Genomic DNA, 14,301 nt, shown 5'->3' with positions numbered 1-14,301 from the left:
GGTTTTGCGCTGAGGTTGTGCGCTGAGCGACACATCACGGGCGCGATCGCGCCTGAACTGTCGCCCACCGCGTTAACTCGGCGTCCGCCCGGGCAGGGCGGAGGCCGAGTTCACGCGTTGGGCGACAGTTCACGCCCGATCGCGCCCGTGATGTGTCGCTCAGCGCGAAACCTCAGCGCGAAACCTCACCCCGCGCACCCCGCCGGGCCGCCGCCACCGGGTCCACCGCGAAGACCGCGGCCACGATCGAGAGCACCGCGTACACCCCGAGGTACCCGCACAGGATCCACGGCGAGCCCCCACCGAGCTCGACGAACACGGCCGCGAGCAACGGCGTGAGCCCCACCGAGAAGATCGACCCGATCTGGTACCCGAGCGACATCCCCGAGTAGCGCCGACCGGTCGGGAACTGCTCCGCGAACCACGCCGCCTGGGGCCCGTAGATGCTGTCGTGGAACACGCACATCCCGATCAGCGCCACGAGCGGCAGCAGCACGAGCGGCCCCGCGTCGAGGAACGCGAAGAACGGCCAGATGAGCACCGCGATCCCCACCGCCGACCAGATCGTCAGCACCCGGCGGCCGACCCGGTCGGACAGCCAGCCCCAGAACGGCGTCGACACGAGCGACACCGCCGAGATGACGAGCACGGCCTGGAGCCCGGCCGAAGCGCCGGACGGCCCCCGCACCGACCCGAGGTACGTCAGCGAGTAGGTCGTCAGGATCGAGTACAGCGCCGGCTGCACGAGCCGCAGCCCCGCGGTGACGAGGATCGCCCGCGGGTGCCGCCGGATCGCCTGCCACACCGGGAACCGTTCGACGTTCCCGGAGGCGCGCAGCTCCTGGAAGACCGGCGCGTCCTGCACGCCGAGCCGGATGACGAGCCCGACGGCCACGATCACCGCCGAGAACAGGAACGGCAGCCGCCAGCCCCACGCCAGGAACGCCTCGGTGCCGAGCAGCCCCCGGACGAGCGTGAAGACACCGGTCGCGAGGAGCATGCCGCCCGCGGATCCCATCTGCGTGAACGCCCCGAACAGTCCGCGGTGCCGCTCGGGTGCGTGCTCGACGGACAGCAGCGCCGAGCCGCCCCACTCGGCCCCGGCCGCGACACCCTGCAGCAGCCGCAGGACCACGAGCGCGACGACGGAACCGACGCCGATCGTCGCGGCCGAGGGGATGACCCCGATCAGCGTCGACGCGATCCCCATCAGCACGAGCGACGCGACGAGCAGCTTCTTCCGCCCGATCCGGTCACCGAGGTGGCCGGCGATGATCCCGCCGAGCGGGCGGGCGACGAACCCGACACCGTAGGTCGCGAACGACGCGATGACGCCGACCGCGGGGGTCACGGAGGGGAAGAACGTGGGCGCGAACACGAGCGCGGACGCGGTCGCGTACAGGTAGAAGTCGTAGTACTCCACGGTCGTCCCGACGAAGGACGCCAGGGCGACGCGACGGCGGGTCGCGGTGGTCGACGGTGCGGTGGAACGGACTGGAGGCGCGGCTGCGGTGGTCGAGTTCGGCACCCTCAGGAGCATGGTCGCGTCGCGCACCTCGGGGAACACCCCGCGTAACGCGAGGTCACGTCACGCCCTCCCGCGACACGACGGCGGGGAACATGGACCGCATGAGCGATGCACCGAACCGCCCGCTGCGCTTCGCGGCCTTCGTCATGAACACGACGTCGCACATCCAGCACGGCCTCTGGCGGCACCCGGACGCGCGCCAGGCCGACTTCGACGACGTGACGCTGTGGACCGACCTCGCGAAGACCCTCGAGCGCGGGAAGTTCGACGCGATGTTCTTCGCGGACGTCGTCGGGACGTACGGCCCCGGACGCGGCGACTACTCGACGAACCTGCGCGAGGGGCTGCAGATCCCCTCGAACGACCCGTCCGTCCTGCTCTCGGCGCTCGCCGTGTCGACGGAGCACCTCGGGCTCGCGTTCACGTCGAGCGTCATCCAGTCGCACCCGTTCGACTTCGCCCGCAAGGTCTCCACCCTCGACCACATCACCCGGGGCCGGATCGGCTGGAACGTCGTCACGAGTGCCCTCGACAGCGCCGCGCGGAACTTCGGCGCCGACCGGCTCGAGGAGCACGACGAGCGCTACGTCTGGGCCGAGGAGTACCTCGAGGTCTGCGCGAAGCTCTGGGAGGGGTCGTGGGAGGACGGCGCCGTGCTCAAGGACCCGGTGCGCGGCTACGCAGACCCGTCGAAGGTGCACCGCATCGACCACCACGGGAAGCGCTACGACGTGCAGGGCCCGCACCTGTCGGCACCGTCGCCGCAGCGGACGCCCGTGCTCTTCCAGGCGGGGTCCTCGCCGGCCGGACGTGCCTTCGCCGCGCGGAACGCCGAGGCCCAGTTCATCCTGACGTCGAACCGCGACGCCACCGAGCAGCTCATCCGCGAGACCCGTGACCTCGCTTCGGCAGCGGGGCGGCAGCGGGACGACATCGCCTTCTTCCTCGGGCTGACCTTCGTCACCGGGGCCACCGAGGCCGAGGCGAAGGCGAAGGAAGCGGAGATCGACGAGTACCTCGCGGCCGACGGCTTCCTCGTGCACTCGAACCTCGGGTTCGACCCCGACACCGGCGAGGCCCTCGACCCCGAGACGCCGCTGTCCGAGGTCCGCACGCACGCCGGCCAGTCCCACCTGCAGTGGCTCCGGGAGGCCGCCGGCGACCGGGAGCCGACGATCGCCGACCTCGCCCGACTGTCCGCGAAGCTCCGTGCCCGCGTGGTCGGGACGCCCGAGCAGATCGCCGACGAGCTCGCCGACTGGCAGCGCGCCGGGGTCGACGGGGTGAACGTCATCAACTGGACGCTGCCCGGCTCCTACGAGGAGTTCGTGGACCACATCGCCCCGACCCTGCAGGAACGCGGACTGATGCAGTCCGAGTACCGCGAGGGGACGTTACGCGAGAAGCTCTTCGGCCACCCGCAGCTGCCCGACAGCCACCCGGCGCGGCGGTGGCGGGGAGCCTTCACAGGCGGAGCTGCCGGAACCGGCGCGGACGCCGCGCGCGACGCCGTGGAGGTGCCCGCATGACCAACGCGACGACGACCACCGGGGGCGAGCCGTCCCTCCAGGGCGGCACCGGGACCAGCCGTCTGACGGAGCTGCGCGCTCGGTTCCGGCCGCTGTTCGACCGCATCCGGGAGGGGGCCGTCGACCGCGAGCTGGCGTCCGGGACGCCGGGGGACCGACCGCTGCCGCACGACGAGGTCCGTGCGCTCGCCGACGCCGGGTTCGGACGGCTCCGCGTGCCGGAGGACCGTGGCGGGTTCGGCGTGACGCTCGTCGAACTCGTGCACCTCGTCGCCGACCTCGCCGCTGCCGACTCGAACATCGCGCACCTGTGGCGCGGGCACTTCGGGTACACCGAACTCGTGCTCCTCCGGCCGTCGTCGGCCGGGCGGGACGAGTGGCTGCAGCGGATCGTCGACGGGGCGATCATCGGGAACGCGACGTCGGAGCGGACCGGGACGACGCTCGCTGACATCTCCACCACGGTGCGCGTCGCCGAGGACGGTTCCGTCCGTCTCGACGGCCGGAAGTTCTACTCGACCGGGACGCTCTACTCGGACTGGATCTACCTCGCGGCGGACCGCTCGGGCGACCGCGTCACGTTCGCCGTGCCGGTCGACGCGCCGGGCGTGACGAGCGTCGACGACTGGGACGGGTTCGGGCAGCGGTTGACCGCGTCCGGCACCACGGTGTTCGACGGGGTGTCGGTCGACCCCTCCGTGGTCTCGGCCTACAAGGACGCCCCGCTGTCGCACATCCAGGCCTTCTACCAGCTGTACCTGCTGGCGGTCCTCGCCGGGATCGGGCAGGCGGTGTCCGACGACGCCGTCGCGTTCGTGCGACCGCGGACCCGGACGTACATCCACGCGAACGCCGCGCGGCCCGGGGACGACCCGCAGGTGCTGGCCGTGCTCGGTCGGTTGTCGGCCGGGGCGTTCACGGCCCGGTCGCTCGTCGTCGCTGCGGCGGGGCTGCTCGACGGGGTCGTGGGGACGAACGAGCCCGGTGCCGGCGTCGACCGTGCCCTGCTGGACGCCGCCGAGAACGCGGTCTACCAGGCGCAGATCGAGGTCGGGCCGCGGGTGCTCCGGGCGGCGTCGGAGCTGTTCGAGGTCGGTGGGGCCTCGGCGGCCGATCGCACGCGGGCGTTGGACCGGCACTGGCGGAACGCTCGGGTCGTGGCGTCGCACAACCCGGCGGTCTACAAGGAGCGGCTCGTGGGGGAGTACGCGCTGCACGGGCGGGGGCCGGTGGACGCGTGGGAGAAGTACCACGAGGTGGGGCCGACGCGGTTCTGAGGTGCTGGGGCGGCGGGCGGGTGGCGAGACTCGGCCCGGCGGACAGTTTCGCGCCCGCACCGCCACGAAAGTGTCCGCCCAGCCGAGACTCGGGCGGCGTGGGCGTGGGCGCGGGTCCGGCTACGCCCAGCCGAGCTCGTGGAGGCGCTCGTCGTCGATGCCGTAGAAGTGCCCGATCTCGTGCACGAGCGTGGTGTGGACCTCGTCCTTGAGCTCCTCGAGCGTGTCGCACTCGGCGAGGTGCTGCTTCCGGAACACCACGATGCGGTCGGGCAACTCGCCGAAGCCGTACTGCCCGCGCTCGGTCGCGGCGATGCCGTCGTACACGCCGAAGAGCTCTTCGCCGTTCTCCGGTTCGTCCTCGACGACGAACACCACGTTGTCGAGGCCGTCGACCATCTCGTCCGGCAGTAGGTCGAGTTCGTCGGTCACGAGCTGTTCGAACGCGTCGGCGGACATCTCCATCACGCCGCCGATCGTGCCACACCGTGCTGGTGGAACCCCGTCCGGCCCGGCGGCGGACGCACGGTCACGGGGCTGGCGTCACGTCGCGGAGCCTGCGGGCGGGGACGCCGGCGTAGATGCCGTCCGGGAGGCAGTCACGACTGACGACGGACCCCGCCCCGATGATGCAGCCGTCGCCGATGCGCACCCCCGGCAGGATCGTCACGTTCGCGCCGACCCAGACGCCCTTGCCGATCACCACCCGAGCGGTCGTCCCGGCGGCCCACCGCTTCGTCGGCGGGCCGATCTCGTGCGACGCCGTGATGACGAGGGTCCCCGGGCCGAGACCGGAGTTCTCGGCCATGTAGAGCCCGCCGCTGTGGTTCACGATCACGCCCCGGTTGAGGACCACGCCCCGCTCGAAGGTGACCCGCCCGCTGCCGAACCACTCCACGCCGTGCAGCACCGTGCTCCGCCGGAGTCGGAGCCCGCCGAGCCGGAGTAGGAGGAACCGTGCCTGTGACGGGACGAGTCGGGAACTGCACACGGTGTTGAGCCAGAACTCGCGAGCGAGGTTCGGCCAGAGTTTCCGCACGAGGTTGAACACGAGTTGAGTACATCAGATGCGAGCACGCGAACGGTACTTCTCAACATGTCGTATGCACGCAGTCGGTCCTGTGCACGCACCCGGTCCTGTGCACGACGAAGGCCCCGGTCCGAGGGACCGGGGCCTTCCGCTGATCTGCATCAGCACTGGGGTGAATAACGGGTCTCGAACCCGCGACCTCCTAGACCACAACCAGGCGCTCTACCAACTGAGCTATATCCACCATGTGCACACCGGGCGACCGGCGCGACCACTCAATAGTAGTACATGCCGGAGGCGGGTCAGAACACGAGGGGTGAGCCGCGCCTCCTGGAGGCGCCGCAGGCGGTGTGTCCTACTGCGCGAGCCGCGGCTCCCACTTCGCGACGACCTCGTTCGCGACGGCCTTGACGTCGTCCGAGGTGGGCCCGGGCTCGGCCACGAAGCCCGCGCGGCGGTAGTACTCGAGCTCGCGGATGGACTCGAGGATGTCCGCGAGGGCACGGTGCCCACCGTGCTTCTCCGGCGCGTTGAAGTACACGCGCGGGAACCAGCGGCGGCAGAGCTCCTTGATGCTCGACACGTCGACGCTGCGGTAGTGCAGGTGTCCGTCGACGCGGGGCATGTACTTCGACAGGAACGATCGGTCGGTGCCGATGGTGTTGCCCGCGAGGGGAGCGGAGCCCTCGGCGGGGACGTGCTCGAGGATGTACTCGAGCACCTGGTACTCGGCGTCCGCGAGGCTCACACCGTTCGGGATCTCCTCGAGCAGACCCGAGGTGGTGTGCATGTTCGTGACGAACTCGTTCATGTTGTCGAGTGCCGACTGGTCGGGCTTGATCACGATGTCGAAGCCGGGGTGCACGGGGACGAGGTCGAAGTCGGTGACGACCACGGCCACCTCGACGAGTTCGTCGACCTCGAGGTCGAGGCCCGTCATCTCGCAGTCGATCCAGACGAGGCGGTCGTTCGCAGTTGCCATGGTGTCGATCCTATTCCGCGGCGGGGCGGGGGCGCTTTCCGCTCGCTCGCGGCGCGAGGTGCGCGAGCGGGCGGTATGTGCGCGCTGAGGGGCGCGGCTGGGACGTTTTCCGCCCGCTCGTGGTGCGGGGGAGCGCGAGTGGGCGGTATGTGCGCGTTGCGGGGCGCCAATGGGACCTTTTCCGCCCGCTCGCGGCGCGGGGTGCGGGCGAGTGTCCGGACACGCGGCGCCGGTCTCGGGGGCCGACCCGCGCCTCCAGGCGGCGCCCGTGCCACCTGCGCGAGCGGGCGGAATGCGCGGGGTGCGGGGCGTGGGCCGCGCAGGATTCGCCCGCTCGCGGGTGCGGCGCGGCGAGCGGGCGGTACGAGACGGCTGCGGGGCGCGACCGAGCCCGATTTCGCCCGCTCGCGGGGCCGGTGCGGCGAGCGGGCGATACGTGCGGGGAGGGCTCGGGGCGGGGCGTGTTTCGCCCGCTCGCGGGGTGGGCGCGAGGGTCTGGAGGCGCGGTGCCGGTCTCGGGGGCCGACCCGCGCCTCCAGGCGGTCACCCCGGGACCCGCGAGCGGGCGGAATGCGCGGGGTGTGGAGTGCGACCGGGACGGAAAACGCCCGCTCGCGCGGGTGAGCGCGCGAGCGGGCGGAAGGTGCTGGGTGTGGCGGGTGAGCGGGACGTACTTCGCCCGCTCGCGGAGCGCGGAGCGCGGAGCCCGGCCAGCGCCGCGCGGGCGCCGGGGCCGGCGCCGGCGCTGAGGCGCCGGGCTAGGCCATCTCGCCGGCGGCGATGGCCTCGGCCTCGACGGGCTCGGGCTCGGCGCCGTCGTCGACCCGGCGCAGCACGCGCGTGGTGCACACCACGACGACGAACGCGACGGCGACGGACAGCCCGGCGAACACGTACGCGGCCGACGGGGCGAACTGGTCGGCGAGCAGGGTGGCCACGGGCGGGGCGATCGCACCGCCGATGAAGCGCACCGCGGAGTACGCGCTCGAGGCGACGGAGCGGGGGAGGTCGGTGGCCTCCATGACGCACTCGGTGAGCACGGTGTTGAGCACGCCGAGCACGAGGCCGCCGATGATGACGCAGATGATCAGGCCCACCTGCGACTGCACGACCACGGCGGCGGCGAACAGGTCGAGCGCGAGCAGCGGGAGCGCGATCTTCAGCACGGTGGTGCGGCGGAGTCGTGCGGTGAGCATCGGGGCGACCCAGACCGAGGTGATGGCGAGGCCGACGCCCCAGCCGAAGAAGGTGAAGCCGATGCCGAGGGCGCCGAAGCCGAGCGGGAAGGGCGTGTAGGCGAGCAGGACGAAGAAGCCGATGTTGTAGAAGAGCGCGGTGACGGCGAGGGCGGCGAGTGCCGGGCGACCGAGCGCGCGGAACGGTGCGGAGAGCTTGGTCGGCGTGGGCTTCTCGAGGTTCTTCGTCTTCAGGAGCGTGACGATGGCGATGAACGCGATCGCCATCAGCGTCGTGACGCCGAAGAACGGGCCGCGCCAGCTGACGGAGCCGAGCAGGCCGCCGACGAGCGGGCCGACGGCGATGCCGAGGCCGAGCGCCGCCTCGTACAGGATGATCGCGGACGCGGTGCCACCGGAGGCCGCCCCGACGATCGTCGCGAGTGCGGTGGAGATGAAGAGCGCGTTGCCGAGACCCCAGCCCGCGCGGAAGTCGATGATCGTCCAGACGCTGTTCGACGTCGCCGCGAGCACCGAGAACAGCACGATGAGGGCGAGGCCGATGAGCAGGGTGTTCTTCGCGCCGATGCGGCTGGACACCCAGCTGGTGAAGAACATCGCGACACCGGTGACGGCGAGGTAGCTCGTGAAGAGGAGCTCGGTCTGCGCCACGGTGGCCTTGAGGGACGAGGCGATCGCGGGGAGGATCGGGTCGACGAGGCCGATGCCCATGAAGGCGACGACGCAGGCGAAGGCGATCGCCCAGACCGCCGATGACTGCTTGAGGATGCTGCCGGACTGTGCGGCGGGTGCGTGGGCGTTCACGCGTGGGTCTCCGTTCTGGTGGCGGTGGAGGTTCGGGCGGCGATGACCTCGACGGCGTCGTGCAGGGTGTCCCACTCGTCGTCGGACAGGTCGGCGAAGAGCGGGCCGACCGTCCGGGTGAGGGTGACCCGCCAGGACGCCAGGCGTTCACGGCCGGCGTCGGTGAGCTCGATGAGCTGCCCGCGGGAGTCGTCGGGGTCGACGCTGCGGGACACGAGCCCGTCGGCGAGCATGCCCGCGACGAGTCGGGTCATCGTGGGCTGCGCGACGCGGGAGGCGGCAGCGAGCTCGCCGAGGCGGAGCGGCTGGTCGGTCTCGAGGATGCCGAGCGTGCGCCAGACGGCGGAGGACGTGGTGTTCCCCGTCGCCTGCGCTGCAGTGCGGATCAGGCGGTTGACGGAGACGAGGAGCGTCTCGATCGTCTGTTCACGCGGTGATTCCATAGCAAAACTATATAGCGAGGCTATGAATGTGTCAACAGGTGGTGCCTGGTAGAAGGGATGCATGAGCGACATCACCATCCACGAAGGCGACGAGTACACCGCGATCTTCCACGGCGGACCCTTCGACGGCACGACCGACACCCGCACGGCCACGAGCGACGCGCTGGACGACGAGGTCACGGTGTTCGCCGACGTCGAGGGACTCCAGACCGCGTTCACCTACCGAATGACGAAGTCCCGCCAGGTGCTCGACCAGACCTCGGCCGAGTTCGAGTACGTGCCGGGGGAGTCCGACCCGGTGGACGACCTCGCGGACCGCGGGGACCGCAGCGGCGAGTTCGACCGCGAGTAAGCAACAGCGGCGCACCACACGCACCGGGAGTAGATCCGGCCGCGCCCGCGTTGCAGGACCACATGCAGCTCGACCTCTGGACGTCCTCGTTCTGCGCCCCGTGCGCCGCCGCCCGCCGGGTGTCTGCCGAGGCGTCCGAACTCGTCCCCGGGCTGCACGTGACCGAGCGCGACGTGGCGAACCACCCCGACCAGGCGGAGGACCTCGGCATCCGGTCGACCCCCACGATCATCGTGCGGCGGGACGACGGTGCCGAGGTCTTCCGGTCACCCGGCGTCCCGACCCGGGACCAACTGCTCCTCGCGATCGCCAAGGCGATCTGACGGGCCACCACCGGACGCAGCACGCTGACTCGTCGGCGCGAGCAACACCGGCACCTCCGCCGGCCGCACCACCCGCCGTACCTGCCGGACGACCCGCTTCAGCGCCCGCACCGGCGCCCCGATCACCAGCGCGACGGCCCCGAGGACAGTCCGGTCGTCCGGCCCGAGGGCGTTCTTCCGCTCCCAGGCCCGACGGAGCACGCCACCACGACTCCGGCGTGCCGCCGGTCGGTCGCGCAGGACCCCGGCGTCGCGTGACGCCATGAGCCGTTCGGTCCGGTCGGCCCAGTCGTCCTCGGACTCCGGGTGGAAGTGGTTGTCGTGCATCCACTCGGCCCGGACCGTCCCGAACCGGCCGTCCACCAGGTCGACGGCGTCGCCCTCGAGCCCGCTGCCCACGAACACCTCGTTGATGAGGTGCGGCCCGATGCCGAAGTCGGTCAGGGTGAGCGCGGGGATGCCCCGGGCCGCCGCTTCGAGCACGGCCGTCGAGCTGATCGTGACGAGGGCGACCGCCCGGTCGAGGTGCGCGGACATCGGCCCGCTCTCGACCACGAGGTTCGCCGGCGCGTCCGCCGGCACGAGGTCCGGGTACGGGTCCTGTTCGCGGTGCGTCTGGTGCTCCCCGGCGGCGGCACGGACCTTGATCACCACGCGCCACTCCGGGTGGCGACGGGCGGTCTCGGCGAGCCACCCGACGATACGCTCCCGCTCGGCACGTTCCGCGGGGACGCTCGGCTGTGCGGCGAAGACGACGGAGTCGCGGACGATCGCAGCGCCGTCACGGCTCGCAGCGGCTCCGGACGGCCGCGCGAACGGCAGCGTCGCGAGCGCGAAGTGCGGTTCGACGCCGCCCTCGGTCGCGAGCTCCTCGTAGGCGCGGACCTCGCGGTGGCTGTGCAGCACGAACAGGTCGGCGCGCGCCCGGAAGAACACGCCCTTCCACTTCGCCGGGTAGGAGATCCCGGGCAGCCCCGTCACGAGGACGGGTCGCCGTGGCACACGACGGTGGACCTCCTCGATGACGAGCTCCGCCACCGGTCCGATCAGGGACACCAGCACGGCGTCCGGTGGGTCCCGCCGGAGCCGTTCGACGATGGCGTCGACCTCGAGCGCCTCCGGCGGCGCCGCGGCCAGGTGCGCGAGCCGGTCGTCGAGCCCCCGGAACGCGGACCGCAGCTGCGCGCGGCTCGCGGATCGCGGCGTCGCCACCGTGAGCAGTTCGAGGTCCCAGTGCGCGGGTGCCGTGGCGAGCAGGTGGGCGCCCCACTTCGCGAACGAGTCGGTGTCGACCAGACCGACCACGCGTCGGACGCGTGGCAGGGCGTCGGACGGGAGGCGCGCCTCCCGTCCGTCCCTCGACTCGCCCCCGCCGCCGGTCGCGTCCAGGTCGCCGCCCGTCACGCTCCGACGCGGCGCAGCTTCGCGAGCGGTGCCCGCTCGCCGGGCATGACCCGCTTCACGCCGTCGCCGAGCGCGGTCTCGATGATCCGGACGTCGCGCGCGAGCGTCTGCAGCCCGTGCGGTTCGAGCGACGCGGCGTGGTCGGAGCCCCACATCGTGCGGTCGAGCGTGATGTGGCGCTCGACGGCCGTCGCGCCGAGCGCCACGGCGGCGATGGAGATCTGCAGCCCGGGCTCGTGGCCGGAGTACCCGACCGGGACGCCTGCGTAGCGGTTCGCGAGGGTGTCGATCATCCGCAGGTTCGCCTCCTCGGCGGGGAGCGGGTACGTCGACGTGGCGTGCATGAGCACGAGTCGCTCGGTGCCGAGGGCCTCCACGGCACGGTCGATCTGCTCGAGCGTCGACATCCCCGTCGAGAGGATCACGGGCTTGCCGGTCGCGGCGACCTCGGCCAGGAGCCCGAGGTCCGTCACCGACGCCGAGGCGATCTTGTACGCCACCACGTTGAGGTCCTCGAGGAAGGCGACCGACGGCTCGTCCCACGGCGAGGCGAACCAGTCGAGCCCGCGGAGCGTCGCGTGGTCGCCGATCTCGATGTACTGGTCGCGGTCGAACTCGACGCGGTACCGGTACTCGAGGTAGGTCATCTCGCCCCACGGCGTGCTGCGCGGCGTCTGCTTCATGTGCTCCGGCGTGGAGATCTCCGGCGTCCGCTTCTGGAACTTCACGGCCTGCAGCCCGGCGTCGGCCGCGACGTCGATGAGTCGCTTGGCGATGTCGACGTCGCCGTTGTGGTTCAGGCCGATCTCGCCGATGAGGTACGCGGGGTGGCCCGCGCCGATCGTGGACGTGCCGATGGTGACGGTCATGGTGCTCCGTTCGGTGCGGGGACGTGCGGCTCGGTGGCCGGACGGTGGTCTGATGCGTGCTCGTCGGACCGGTGCGCGGGACGGTCGAGCCGTGGTGCGAGGGCGGACGCGAGCGCGAGGTCGGCCGGGTCGTCGACGTCGATCGCTCCGGCACCGTCGACGACGACGAGTTCGACGCGGCCGTGGAACCGGTGGCGGTGCTCGCGGAAGGCAGCGGCCCGGAAGGCGTAGAACGCGCCCGTCTCGCGGAACTCCGGCTCGCGGTCCTGCCGCCGAGGGCGGACGGCCTGGTCGTGGTTCACGGCGCGGGCGGAGCCGTCGTCGCCGATGCACCAGAGGAACGCGTGCGAGGGCGCCGCGGCGAACACCGAGTCGGCGTGGCCGTCGCGGACCCGGGTGACGGCGGCGTCGAGGTCGGCCGGGTCGATGAACGGCGAGGTCGCCTGCAGGAACACGACGACGTCGGGCTCCTCGCCCGCGGCCGCGAGCGTGTCGAGGACGTGCAGCAGCGCGGACTCCGACGAGGCCTCGTCCCCGGCGAGCGCTGCCGGACGCCGGACGACCCGGGCGCCGGCGGACACGGCCTCGGCGGCGATGGCGTCGCCGTCAGTCGAGACCACGACGGTGTCGATCGTCGTCGCTGCTCGGGCGGACTCGACCGCGCGACGGACCAGGGAGCGCCCGGCGACGGGGCGGAGGTTCTTGCCCGGGATGCCCTTCGACCCCGCGCGGGCCGGGACGACCGCGACGACGGAACCGGTGGGGCGCATGCTGGGGACGCTACGAAGCCGCGGTGTCGCGGAGGCGAACACCAGGCAGACGCGCGCCGAACCGTTCCGGAACCCGACCCGGCGGACGCACGCCGCGCCTCCCGGCGCTTCCACAGCGCTGCCAACGGATGCCGAAAGCCGACCCGGTGACGCTGGGACCATGCGCATCAGCTCCCGCACACCCGCCGTCCAGCGAGCACGGTGGGAACGTCCTGCCTTCTTCGGCCTGCTGGTCGCGACGGCCGTCCTGTACCTGGTGAACCTCGGGGTGAACGGGTACGCGAACGCGTTCTACTCGGCGGCCGTGCAGGCGGGGAGCCAGAGCTGGGAGGCGTTCTTCTACGGCTCCTCGGACGCGGGCAACTCGATCACGGTGGACAAGCCGCCGGCGTTCCTCTGGGTGATGGAGCTGTCCGTGCGCCTGTTCGGCCTCAACTCGTGGGCGATCCTCGTGCCGGAGGCCCTCATGGGCGTCGGGACGGTGGCACTGCTGTACGTCATCGTCCGGCGGCGGTTCTCCGCCGGGGCCGCGCTCGTCGCGGGCGCCGCACTCGCGACGACCCCGGTCGCGACCCTGATGTTCCGCTTCAACAACCCGGATGCACTGCTCACCCTGCTCATGGTGCTGTCACTCTGGCTCGTCCTGCGTGGCGTCGAGAGCGGACGTCTGCGATGGGTTGTCCTGGCCGGCGTGGCCGTCGGGATCGCGTTCCTGACGAAGCAGCTGCAGGGGTTCCTCATCCTGCCCGTGCTCGTCGGCGTGTACCTGTCCTGCTCGTCGCTGCCGTTCGTGAAGCGCGTCGTGCACCTGCTGTGGGCAGCCCTCGCCGTGGTCGTCGCCGGCGGGTGGTGGGTCGCCGTGGTGGAATTCGTGCCCTCGTCGACCCGTCCGTACATCGGCGGGTCGCAGACGAACTCGTTCCTCGAGCTCACCTTCGGCTACAACGGCCTCGGACGTGTCACGGGCGACGAGACCGGCAGCGTGACCGGGGGCGGCGGAACTGCCGGAGCCGGCTCCTGGGGCGCCACCGGGCTGCTGCGGCTGTTCGGGTCGGAGTTCGCCGGGCAGATCACCTGGCTGCTGCCCACCGCACTGGTCCTGCTCGTGGCGGCGCTCGTCGCGATCGGGTTCCGGCAGCGGACGCCGTCTGCTCGCTCCCGCCTCGCCACGGTCATCGCGCTGGGTGGGTCGCTGCTCGTGACCGGGCTGGTGTTCAGCTTCATGGGCGGGATCTTCCACCCGTACTACACGGTCGCGCTCGCGCCGTACATCGCCGGGCTCGTGGGCATCGGCGCCGGGGTGCTGTGGGAGCGGCGTGCGTCGTGGTGGTGGCGAGGGACGGCGGCGTTCGCGGTGGTCGTCACGGTGGTGTGGCAGTGGCACCTGTTGACGGCGGCGTCGGGGTGGCAGCCGTGGATCCGGTGGGTGGTGCTCGTGGTCGGGGTGGTGACGGCGGGGGCGGTGCTGGTGCCGGTGCACGGCGGCCGGCTCGCGAGGTGGTCCCGTCCGGTGGGCAGCGTCGCGGTCGTCGTCGCGGTCGTCGGCGCGGTCGTCACGGCGCTGCTCGGACCGGCGGCGTACTCGATCGACACGGTGACGACCGCCCACACCGGGGCGCTGCCCTCGGCCGGACCGACCGTCGCGGGCGGCGGGTTCGGTGGCGGCGGGGTTGGCGGCGGCGGGGCCCGCGGTGGCGGTGGCGGCGGGTTCGGTGGTGCTGGTGGCGGCCCTGGAGGCGCGGGTGGCGTCGGCGGGACCGGTGGACCGGGCGGGACCGGTGGACCGGGTGGGAC

The 14,301-nt window shown here is 72.0% G+C and carries 13 protein-coding genes, 1 tRNA gene and 1 pseudogene; 5 read left to right on the top strand and 10 right to left on the bottom strand.

The features are described from left to right. Positions 1-172: 172 nt before the first annotated feature. Positions 173-1,528, bottom strand: coding sequence for an MFS transporter (locus tag JSX79_RS17520; RefSeq protein ID WP_229087404.1), 1,356 nt, complete (start codon positions 1,526-1,528; stop codon positions 173-175). Between the two features lie 101 nt (positions 1,529-1,629). On the opposite strand from JSX79_RS17520, the gene JSX79_RS17515 reads away from it, so the two are divergent. Both JSX79_RS17515 and JSX79_RS17510 read left to right on the top strand, forming a co-directional pair. Then, positions 1,630-3,057 (top strand): LLM class flavin-dependent oxidoreductase, encoded by a 1,428-nt coding sequence (locus tag JSX79_RS17515; RefSeq protein ID WP_229087402.1) that lies wholly within the window; start codon positions 1,630-1,632, stop codon positions 3,055-3,057. Then, positions 3,054-4,334, top strand: coding sequence for an acyl-CoA dehydrogenase family protein (locus tag JSX79_RS17510; protein ID WP_229087399.1), 1,281 nt, complete (start codon positions 3,054-3,056; stop codon positions 4,332-4,334). Before JSX79_RS17515 ends, JSX79_RS17510 begins: the two co-directional genes overlap by 4 nt. A 120-nt stretch (positions 4,335-4,454) precedes the next feature. Here JSX79_RS17510 and JSX79_RS17505 read toward each other — a convergent pair whose 3' ends face one another. The 6 genes and pseudogenes from JSX79_RS17505 to JSX79_RS17480 form a co-directional block, all read right to left on the bottom strand. Beyond that, complete coding sequence (locus JSX79_RS17505; protein WP_070416619.1) at positions 4,455-4,799, bottom strand: metallopeptidase family protein; 345 nt, start codon at positions 4,797-4,799, stop codon at positions 4,455-4,457. A 64-nt stretch (positions 4,800-4,863) separates the two neighbouring features. Next, positions 4,864-5,037: pseudogene (locus tag JSX79_RS18875) on the bottom strand (DapH/DapD/GlmU-related protein); the annotation flags it as partial. Positions 5,038-5,532: 495 nt separating this feature from the next. Beyond that, positions 5,533-5,608 (bottom strand) — tRNA-His (locus tag JSX79_RS17495). Between the two features lie 111 nt (positions 5,609-5,719). Continuing rightward, complete coding sequence (orn, locus tag JSX79_RS17490) at positions 5,720-6,346, bottom strand: oligoribonuclease (RefSeq protein WP_070416618.1); 627 nt, start codon at positions 6,344-6,346, stop codon at positions 5,720-5,722. 758 nt (positions 6,347-7,104) lie between these two features. After that, positions 7,105-8,346, bottom strand: coding sequence for an MFS transporter (locus JSX79_RS17485; RefSeq protein WP_229087396.1), 1,242 nt, complete (start codon positions 8,344-8,346; stop codon positions 7,105-7,107). After that, entirely contained in the window at positions 8,343-8,789 is a 447-nt protein-coding gene (locus JSX79_RS17480; RefSeq protein ID WP_070416616.1) for a MarR family winged helix-turn-helix transcriptional regulator, read from the bottom strand. The genes JSX79_RS17485 and JSX79_RS17480 overlap by 4 nt, the downstream gene beginning before the upstream one ends. 61 nt (positions 8,790-8,850) lie before the next feature. On the opposite strand from JSX79_RS17480, the gene JSX79_RS17475 reads away from it, so the two are divergent. Further along, the gene (locus JSX79_RS17475) at positions 8,851-9,141 is read left to right on the top strand and encodes a hypothetical protein (RefSeq protein WP_071295918.1); all 291 of its coding nucleotides are present in this window, start codon (positions 8,851-8,853) and stop codon (positions 9,139-9,141) included. 62 nt (positions 9,142-9,203) lie between these two features. Next, positions 9,204-9,464, top strand: coding sequence for a thioredoxin family protein (locus tag JSX79_RS17470; protein WP_022907438.1), 261 nt, complete (start codon positions 9,204-9,206; stop codon positions 9,462-9,464). Here JSX79_RS17470 and JSX79_RS17465 read toward each other — a convergent pair. From JSX79_RS17465 to JSX79_RS17455, 3 genes are read right to left on the bottom strand one after another with little or no spacing between them, the layout of a single operon-like run. Beyond that, on the bottom strand, positions 9,408-10,868 hold the full coding sequence (locus JSX79_RS17465; protein ID WP_229087393.1) for a DUF6716 putative glycosyltransferase: 1,461 nt from the start codon (positions 10,866-10,868) through the stop codon (positions 9,408-9,410). The two genes, JSX79_RS17470 and JSX79_RS17465, sit on opposite strands and share 57 nt — an antisense overlap. Further along, a complete protein-coding gene (locus JSX79_RS17460; protein WP_071295915.1) occupies positions 10,865-11,737 on the bottom strand; it encodes an N-acetylneuraminate synthase family protein in 873 nt (290 codons plus the stop codon). Before JSX79_RS17460 ends, JSX79_RS17465 begins: the two co-directional genes overlap by 4 nt. Further along, entirely contained in the window at positions 11,734-12,507 is a 774-nt protein-coding gene (locus JSX79_RS17455; protein WP_229087388.1) for a cytidylyltransferase domain-containing protein, read from the bottom strand. The genes JSX79_RS17460 and JSX79_RS17455 overlap by 4 nt, the downstream gene beginning before the upstream one ends. A 160-nt stretch (positions 12,508-12,667) precedes the next feature. On the opposite strand from JSX79_RS17455, the gene JSX79_RS17450 reads away from it, so the two are divergent. Then, positions 12,668-14,301 (top strand): glycosyltransferase family 39 protein (locus tag JSX79_RS17450; protein WP_229087385.1); only part of this gene is annotated, 1,634 nt, incomplete at its 3' end.

Origin of the sequence: Curtobacterium sp. GD1, assembly GCF_020882855.1 — a bacterium.
Taxonomy (GTDB): domain Bacteria; phylum Actinomycetota; class Actinomycetes; order Actinomycetales; family Microbacteriaceae; genus Curtobacterium.
This window is presented reverse-complemented; position numbering and strand designations above follow the sequence as displayed.

Bases quoted from the DNA above. Each gene is read 5' to 3' on its own strand.
- JSX79_RS17515 (WP_229087402.1), top strand. From the start codon at position 1,630: ATGAGCGATGCACCGAACCGCCCGCTGCGCTTCGCGGCCTTCGTCATG.
- JSX79_RS17510 (WP_229087399.1), top strand. From the start codon at position 3,054: ATGACCAACGCGACGACGACCACCGGGGGCGAGCCGTCCCTCCAGGGC.
- JSX79_RS17505 (WP_070416619.1), bottom strand. From the start codon at position 4,799: ATGGAGATGTCCGCCGACGCGTTCGAACAGCTCGTGACCGACGAACTC.
- orn (WP_070416618.1), bottom strand. From the start codon at position 6,346: ATGGCAACTGCGAACGACCGCCTCGTCTGGATCGACTGCGAGATGACG.
- JSX79_RS17480 (WP_070416616.1), bottom strand. From the start codon at position 8,789: ATGGAATCACCGCGTGAACAGACGATCGAGACGCTCCTCGTCTCCGTC.
- JSX79_RS17475 (WP_071295918.1), top strand. From the start codon at position 8,851: ATGAGCGACATCACCATCCACGAAGGCGACGAGTACACCGCGATCTTC.
- JSX79_RS17470 (WP_022907438.1), top strand. From the start codon at position 9,204: ATGCAGCTCGACCTCTGGACGTCCTCGTTCTGCGCCCCGTGCGCCGCC.
- JSX79_RS17460 (WP_071295915.1), bottom strand. From the start codon at position 11,737: ATGACCGTCACCATCGGCACGTCCACGATCGGCGCGGGCCACCCCGCG.
- JSX79_RS17455 (WP_229087388.1), bottom strand. From the start codon at position 12,507: ATGCGCCCCACCGGTTCCGTCGTCGCGGTCGTCCCGGCCCGCGCGGGG.